General features: G+C 77.2%; 5 protein-coding genes. All 5 read left to right on the top strand.

Going from position 1 to position 7,177, the window contains the following annotated elements:
- A partial coding sequence (locus tag RND61_RS28540; RefSeq protein ID WP_315881026.1) for a lantibiotic dehydratase occupies positions 1 to 1,919 on the top strand: 1,919 nt, incomplete at its 5' end.
- The gene (locus RND61_RS28535; protein ID WP_315881025.1) at positions 1,919 to 3,421 is read left to right on the top strand and encodes an amino acid adenylation domain-containing protein; all 1,503 of its coding nucleotides are present in this window, start codon (positions 1,919 to 1,921) and stop codon (positions 3,419 to 3,421) included. The genes RND61_RS28540 and RND61_RS28535, both read left to right, overlap by 1 nt.
- A gap of 20 nt (positions 3,422 to 3,441) precedes the next feature.
- A complete protein-coding gene (locus tag RND61_RS28530; protein ID WP_315881024.1) occupies positions 3,442 to 4,470 on the top strand; it encodes a threonine ammonia-lyase in 1,029 nt (342 codons plus the stop codon).
- Positions 4,467 to 4,736: an acyl carrier protein gene (locus tag RND61_RS28525; protein WP_315881023.1), complete on the top strand. Its 270-nt coding sequence runs from the start codon at positions 4,467 to 4,469 to the stop codon at positions 4,734 to 4,736. The genes RND61_RS28530 and RND61_RS28525 overlap by 4 nt, the downstream gene beginning before the upstream one ends.
- 5 nt (positions 4,737 to 4,741) lie before the next feature.
- Complete coding sequence (locus RND61_RS28520) at positions 4,742 to 7,108, top strand: lantibiotic dehydratase (RefSeq protein WP_449343283.1); 2,367 nt, start codon at positions 4,742 to 4,744, stop codon at positions 7,106 to 7,108.
- Positions 7,109 to 7,177: the final 69 nt, after the last annotated feature.

The following is a 7,177-nucleotide window of genomic DNA, read 5'->3' as shown; positions in this document are numbered from 1 at the left end:
CCCGCGACGACGTGGCCGTCGACCCCGGTACCGGGTTCCTCGCCGACTCGCGGGTGTACTTCTCCAGTTGGGCGATCGACGCCCTCGCCCGCACGCTCGACGCCGACCCGGCGCTGCGGGCGTGGATACCGCCGCGCCGCGTCCCGTTCGTACGGGTCGAGGACGGCGCGGTGCGCGTGCCGGGCCGTCGGCCGCAGCCGGTGGCGGAGCCCGACCGGCTGGTGCTGGGGCTGTGCGACGGGACGCGGACGGTCGCGGAGATCGCCGCGGCGGCGGGACTGGCCGCACAGGAGGCGGAACGGTCCGTACGGGCGCTGGTGGCCGCGCGGTGGGTGCACTGGAGGCTGGAGGTCCCCTCCAGCACGTACCCGGAGCGGGAACTGCGGTCGATCCTCGAACGGATCGGTGACCCGGCGGTCCGCGAACCGGCCCTGGAGCGGCTGGCCGTGCTGGAGCGGGGCCGCGACGCGGTCCGGGCGGCCGGGACCGACGCCGAGGCCCTGACCTGGGCGCTCGGCGAGCTGGAGGCGGACTTCGCGGCGCTCACCGCCACGGAGGCGCAGCGCGCGAAGGGCGCGAGGACGGCGCCGTGCCGGGGGCTGGTGTACTCCGACTGCCGGCGGTCGGCGACGGCCGTGCTCGGCAGGTCCCTGCTCGGCGAACTCACCCCGCTCGCCCTGTGCCTGACGGCGGCCCGGTGGATGACGAACAGGGTCGCCGAGCGGATCCGGGGCCGTCTCCGCCCGCTGTACGAACGGCTCGCCGCGGAGGCGGACGGGGGCCGGGTGGACCTGGCGGCCCTGTGGCTGGCGTGCCTGCCGTCGCCGCACCCGAAGGCGGAGGAGGACATCGCCGCCGTACAGGCGGAGCTGCGGGCGAAGTGGGCGCGGATCCTCGACGTGCCGGAGGGGGCGCGCCGGGTGCGGCTGTCGTCGGACGCCCTCGCCGGGCGGGTCATGGCCGCGTTCGACGAGCCGGGCTCGGGCTGGTCGCTGGCCCGGTACTTCAGCCCGGACGTGCTCGTCCTCGCCGAGGACGCGGACGCGGTGGCCCGCGGCGACTTCGAGCTGCTGCTGGGCGAGATGCACTGCGCGCTGAACACGATGGGCGCGTCGCTCTTCGTCCACCAGCACCCCGACCGGGACGCCCTCGTGGCCGAGACGTCCCGCGACTTCCCCGGGCCCCGGCTGCTGCCCGTGCTGCCCAAGGAGCTGCCGCTCAAGTGGTCCACCCGCAGCAGGCCCTCCCTGGAGCGGCCGGAGGACTACCACGTGGCGCTCGTGGACCACACCGGCGACCCGCTTCGGCAGCGCACGGTGCTCGCCGCGGACGTGGCGGTGGAGGACCGGGGCGGCGAGCTGGTCGCGGTCCTGCCGGACGGTGCCGTGTTCGACCTGCTCGACGTGTACGCCAACACCCTCACGCAGCGGGTGATGGACCGCTTCACGCTGCGGCCCGAGGGCGACCACACGCCGCGCATCACCCTCGACCGGATGGTCGTGGCGCGCGAGACGTGGACGCTGCCGGTGGCGGACATGGGCTTCCGCGAGGAGAAGTCGGAGGCGAGGCGGTTCGTGCGGGCCCGCGCGTGGGCGCGGGAGCGGGACCTCCCGCGGTTCGTGTTCGTCGTGTCGCCGACCGAGCCGAGGCCGTTCTACGTGGACTTCGACAGTCCCGTCTACGTCAACATCCTCGCCAAGGCCGCGCGCAGGCTCGCCCGGCAGGACGCCGGGGCGCGGCTGGTGGTCAGCGAGATGCTGCCCACCCCCGAGCAGGCGTGGCTGACGGACGACGAGGGCCGTACGTACACCTCCGAGCTGCGGTTCGTCGCGGTCGACCAGACGGCCGCCGGCCGGGCGGCGGACGACCCGGCGGCGGACGACCGGGCGGCGGACGGTCGCACGGAAGGGGACGTGTGATGCGGACCTTCGTCGACGAGATCGCCGCGCACGCCGCGCGCGAGCCGGGCCGAATCGCGGTGACGACCCCGGGCGGCGAGCTGACCTACGCCGAACTGATCGCCCGCGTCGACGCCCTGGCCGGGGTGCTCGCCGCCCGCGGCGCCCGCGCCGAGACCGTGTGCGCGGTGGCCGTGGCGCGCGGCGTGGACGCGGTGGTCGCCGTGGCCGCGGCCGTGCGGTGCGGGGCGGCCTTCCTGACCCTCGACGTGGAGCAGCCGCCCCGGCGGCTGGCCTCGCTCGTCCGCAGCGGCGGCGCGGACCTGCTGGTCACCACCGCGGCCCTCGCCGACCGCCTCCGACTGCCGGTGCCCGGTCGGCCCGTGCTCCTGGACCGCCCGGAGGCCGGTGCGGGCGGGACGCCGCCGGCGGGGCCGCCGGACGGGCGGGCCCTGGCGTACGTCAGCCACACGTCCGGCTCGACCGGCGAGCCGAGCCCGGTGCTGGTGGAGCACCGCGGACTCGACTCCTACCTGCGGTTCGTCGTGCGGGACTTCGGCCTGGGCCCCGGGACGGTGGCGCTCCAGGTGGCGCCGCTCGGGTACGACGCGTCGGCGCGGGACACGTTCGCGCCGCTGCTCGCGGGCGGGCGGCTGGTCGTGGTGGACCGGTCCGCGGTGCTGCGGCCCGAGGAGTTCGGCGCGGTCGTGCGCGAGTACGGGGTGAACGCGCTGCTGAGCGTGACGCCGTCGTTCCTGGCGTTCCTGGCGGGCCGGCCGGAGGGGGCGCGGCTGACGGAGGGGGTGGAGCTGGTGGTGAGCAGCGGGGAGTCGCTGCGCCCGTTCCTGGCCGCGGGCGGCCGGTCGCTGGTCGGGGGCCGTCTCGTCAACCAGTACGGGCCGACGGAGTGCACGATGACCTCGACCCGGTACGACGTGCCGACCGCTCCGGTGACCGACGCCGACGTCGTCGGGACGCCGATCGACGGGGTGGTGGTCCGGCTCCTCGACGAGGACCTGCGGCCCGTGCCGGAGGGCGGGACGGGCGAGGTGTGCATCGGCGGGGCCGGGGTCGCCCGCGGGTACCGGGGCCTTCCCGCCCGCACGGCGGAGTGCTTCGTACCGGACCCGTCGGGGCCACCGGGGGCGCGGCTGTACCGGACCGGCGACCTGGCCAGGAGCGGTCCCGGCGGGTTGCACCTGCTGGGGCGGCGCGACCGGCAGGTGAAGATCCGCGGCCACCGGGTCGACCCCGCCGAGGTCGAGGGCGCGCTGCTGGCGCACCCCGGCGTCACCGGGGCGGTCGTCACCCCCGCCGAGGACGACCTGGGACGGGTCTTCCTCGTCGCGCACGTCACCGGCGAGCTGGAGGGCACCGGTGACGGGGCGCTGCGCGCGCACCTCGCGGCGACCCTGCCGCCGCACCTGATGCCGCGCCGGTTCGTCCGGTTGGCCGAACTGCCCACGACGCGGAGCGGCAAGGCCGACCGGCGGGCCCTCGCGGACGCGGCGGGCCGGTCATGAGGGCGGCCGGAGGCGGGCCGGTGCCCGCCGACGTGGAACGCGCGGCCCGCCGCATCGCCCCGTACGCCCGGCGCACCCCGCTGCTTCCGGGGCTGCCGGCCCAGGGGCGGCGGCGGAGCGGCTGGGGGCTGCTGCTGAAGGCCGAGCACCTCCAGCGCAGCGGGTCGTTCAAGCTGCGCGGGGCCGCCAACGCGGTGCTGGCGCTGGGGGCGCGCGGCATCGTCACCGGTTCGTCGGGCAACCACGGGATCGCCCTGGCGCGGCTGGCCGCGCCGATGGGGGTGCGGGTGACCGTGGTGCTGGCCGCCGGGACGAGTCCGGCCAAGGCCGCCCGTATCCGCGCCCTGGGCGGGCGGACGGTGAGCGTGCGGGGCGGCGTCGCGGAGCGCGAGGAGCGGGCCCGGGCGCTGGCCGAGGAGACCGGCGCGGTCCTCGTGCCGTCGTCGGACCACGAACTCGTCGTCGCGGGGCAGGGCACGGTCGCCCGCGAGATCCTCGCCGACGTCCCCGACGTGCGGACCCTGTACGTGCCGGTCGGCGGCGGCGGGCTGCTGGCCGGGGTGTGCCTGGCCGCCCGCGACCACCCGGTGCGGATCGTGGGCGTCGAACCGGCGGGGACGCCCCGCTACGCCCGGTCCCTGGCCGTGGGCCGACCGCTGCGGCTGCCGCCCTGCGACACCGTCGCGGACGGGCTGCGGGCGCAGGCGCCCGGGGAGGTGCCGTTCACCGTGGTCCAGGGCCGGGTCGACGACCTGGTCGCCGTGTCCGACGCCGAGATCCTCACCGCCACCGACCGGCTGCGCCGCCTGGGCGTCGAGGCGGAGCCCAGCGGCGCCGTCGCCTTCGCGGGGGCCCTTCGCGCGGGGACCCGCCGCGAGCGGGCCGTCGCCGTCGTCTCCGGCGGCAACACCCTGGCCGCCCTCACCGCCCGGGCCGCCCCGAGCGACCCGAACAACCCGAACAACCCGAACGACCCGAACGCCGCGGACCGTCCGGCTCACCGGACCGCACCGCCCCGTACCCGTCCCGAACTGGAGGAGACCCGATGAGCGAGACCACCACCCTGACCGCCGCCCCGACGACCGCCGCCGTCACCGAGCTGCTCGTCGGCATCTACCGGGACGCCCTGGGCGCGCCCGACCTGGACGAGCGGAGCGACTTCTACGAGAACGGCGGGGACTCGCTGTCCGCGTTCCAGGTGACCGCCCGGCTGCAGGACGCCCTGGACGTCGAGGTGCCGGTGTCGCTGGTCTTCGCGTACCCCACGCCGGCGGACCTCGCCGACGTCGTCCGCACCGACCTCCTCCAGGGGTGAGGGCCGTGGAGGAGGCGGACGGCGGGGGCGGCGTGCGGCTGCCCGGCGGGCGCTGGCGGCTGTGGGAGCAGTTCGCCCTGCGCGGGCCCGGCTTCCCGGCCGAGGGCGTGCTGCGGCTGGCCCCGCGGGGGCTGGCGGAGGCGGCCGACAAGTTCGCGCTGGGGGACGCGCCGGACGGGGAGCCGGACGGGGGGCTGGACGGGGAGCCGGACGGCCGGGAGTGGGCCGGGTTCGCCGGGCTGTTCGCCGAGGCGGCCGTGGAGACCGCGCACGCGCTCCAGGACATCGCGCGGACACCGGCGTTCCGGGAGGCCGTGGCGTGGCAGAACCGCCCGGTCCTCGCCTCCGGGGTGGCGCCGTTCCTGGCGTGGACGCCGACGGCGGCCGGACGCACCAGCATGCCCCGGCAGCGCGAGGAACTGGTCGCCCACTACTGGCAGCGGTTCTGCGTGAAGAACGACACGATCGGCTTCTTCGGCCCCGTCGGCTGGGGCCGCTGGGACCTCGGTGAGGCCGGTGTCGAGGTCGACCCCGGGAAGGGCCTGACCGCCTCGTCGGAGGTGTACTTCGCCGGGTGGGCGATCGACGCCCTCGCCGCGCGGATCGACGCCGACCCGGCGCTGCGGGAGTGGGTGGCGCCCCGCCGGGTGCCGTTCGTACGGGTCTCGGGCACCGAGGTGACCGTGCCGGGCCGCCCCGCGCGGACCCTCGCCCCGGAGGCGGCGGCGGTGCTCGGCCTGTGCGACGGGGTGCGGTCCGTGCGGGACATCCGCGCCGCGCTGCCCGGCGTGGACGTACCGGCCGTCCTCGCGGACCTGGTGGCCCGCCGCTGGGTCGTGTGGCGGCTGGAGGTCCCGGCCGGCGCGCACCCGGAGCGGGCACTGCGGGCCTGGCTCGAACGGGTCGGGGACGCGCCGGCGCGGCGGCGCTGGACGGCCGCGCTCGACACGCTGGAGCACGGCCGCGACCGGGTGCGGGCCGCCGTCGGCGCCGACCGGGTGGTGGCCGCCCTGACCGAACTGGAAGGGGAGTTCGCCGCGCTCACCCGGACGGCCGCCGTGCGGGAGAAGGCGGCCGGGACGGCGCCGTGCCGGGCCGTGGTGTACGCCGACTGCCGGCGGGCGGCCACGGTCCGCGCGGGCCGGGCCGTACGGGAGGCGCTGGCGCCGCTGGAGCCGCTGCTCACCGGCGCGCGGTGGCTCACCTCGCACCTCGCCGGGGCGGTGATGGCCGAGGCGCGGACGGTGTACGCGCGACTGGCGGCCGAAGGGCCGGTGGACCTGGCGTCGTTCTGGTTCGCCTGCATGCCGGTCCTGCACGGTACGGCGCGGGCGCGGGCGGACGCGCTCCAGCGGGAGTTCCGCGACCGGTGGGCCTCCGTCCTGGCCGTGCCGCCCGGCGCCCGCCGCGTCCACAGGTCGCTGGAGGACATCGCGGGGCAGGTGGAGGAACGATTCGGCACCGCGCCGGGCACGGGCGCGGGCTGGACGGCGGCCCGCTACGCCAGCCCGGACGTCATGGTCGCCGCGACCGGCGCCGACGCCGTCGCGCGGGGCGACTTCCACCTGGTGCTGGGAGAGCTGCACCTGGCGGCCAACACACTGGGCGCATCCCTCTTCGTCCACCAGCACCCCGACCCCGGGGAGCTGGTACGGCTCACCGACCGCGACCACCCCCGGCCCCGGCTGATGCCCCTGCTGCCGAAGGAGCACCGGTCGCGGCTGTCCGCCCGCACCCGGCACGCCCTGGTCCGCCCGGACGACTACCACGTGGCGCTGGTGGACCTCACGAGCGGGGCCGGCCGGCCCCGTACGGTCCTCAGCGCGGACGTGGCGGTGACCGAGCGGGACGGGGAGCTGGTGGTGGTCCTGCCGGACGGCGCCGTGTTCGCCGCCGTGGACGTGTTCGCCCACGTGCTGACCACGCTGGCGATGGACCTGTTCCAGATCCTGCCGGAGGAGGACCACACGCCGCGCGTGACGGTGGACCGCCTCGTCGTGGCGCGGGAGACGTGGCGGCTGCCGGGGCCCGACCTGGACTTCGCGGAGGAGAAGGACGAGGCGCGGCGGTTCGTACGGGCCCGCCGGTGGCGCGCGCGGCACGGGCTGCCCCGGTTCGTCTTCGTGGTGCTGCCGACCGAACCGAGGCCGTTCTACGTGGACTTCGACAGTCCCGTCTACGTCAACATCCTCGCGAAGGCGGTGCGCAGGATGGCCCGCCGGGAGCCGGACGGGCGGGTGGTCGTGACGGAGATGCTGCCGACGCCCGAACAGGCGTGGCTGGTCGACGACCAGGGGCGGGCGTACACCTCCGAGCTGCGGTTCGTGGCGGTCGACGAGACCCGGGAAGGCCGGGAGGGCCAGGAGGGCTGAGGAGGTTCCGCGCGGTTGCGCGCACGGCGGCGCGTCCGGCCGGGTCCCGGCGGGGCGCGCCGCCGCGCC

Source organism: Streptomyces tamarix, from assembly GCF_032423885.1.
GTDB classification, from domain to species: Bacteria; Actinomycetota; Actinomycetes; order Streptomycetales; family Streptomycetaceae; genus Streptomyces; species Streptomyces tamarix.
Note: the sequence above shows the minus strand (reverse complement) of the source record. Positions and strands in the feature narration are given on the sequence as shown.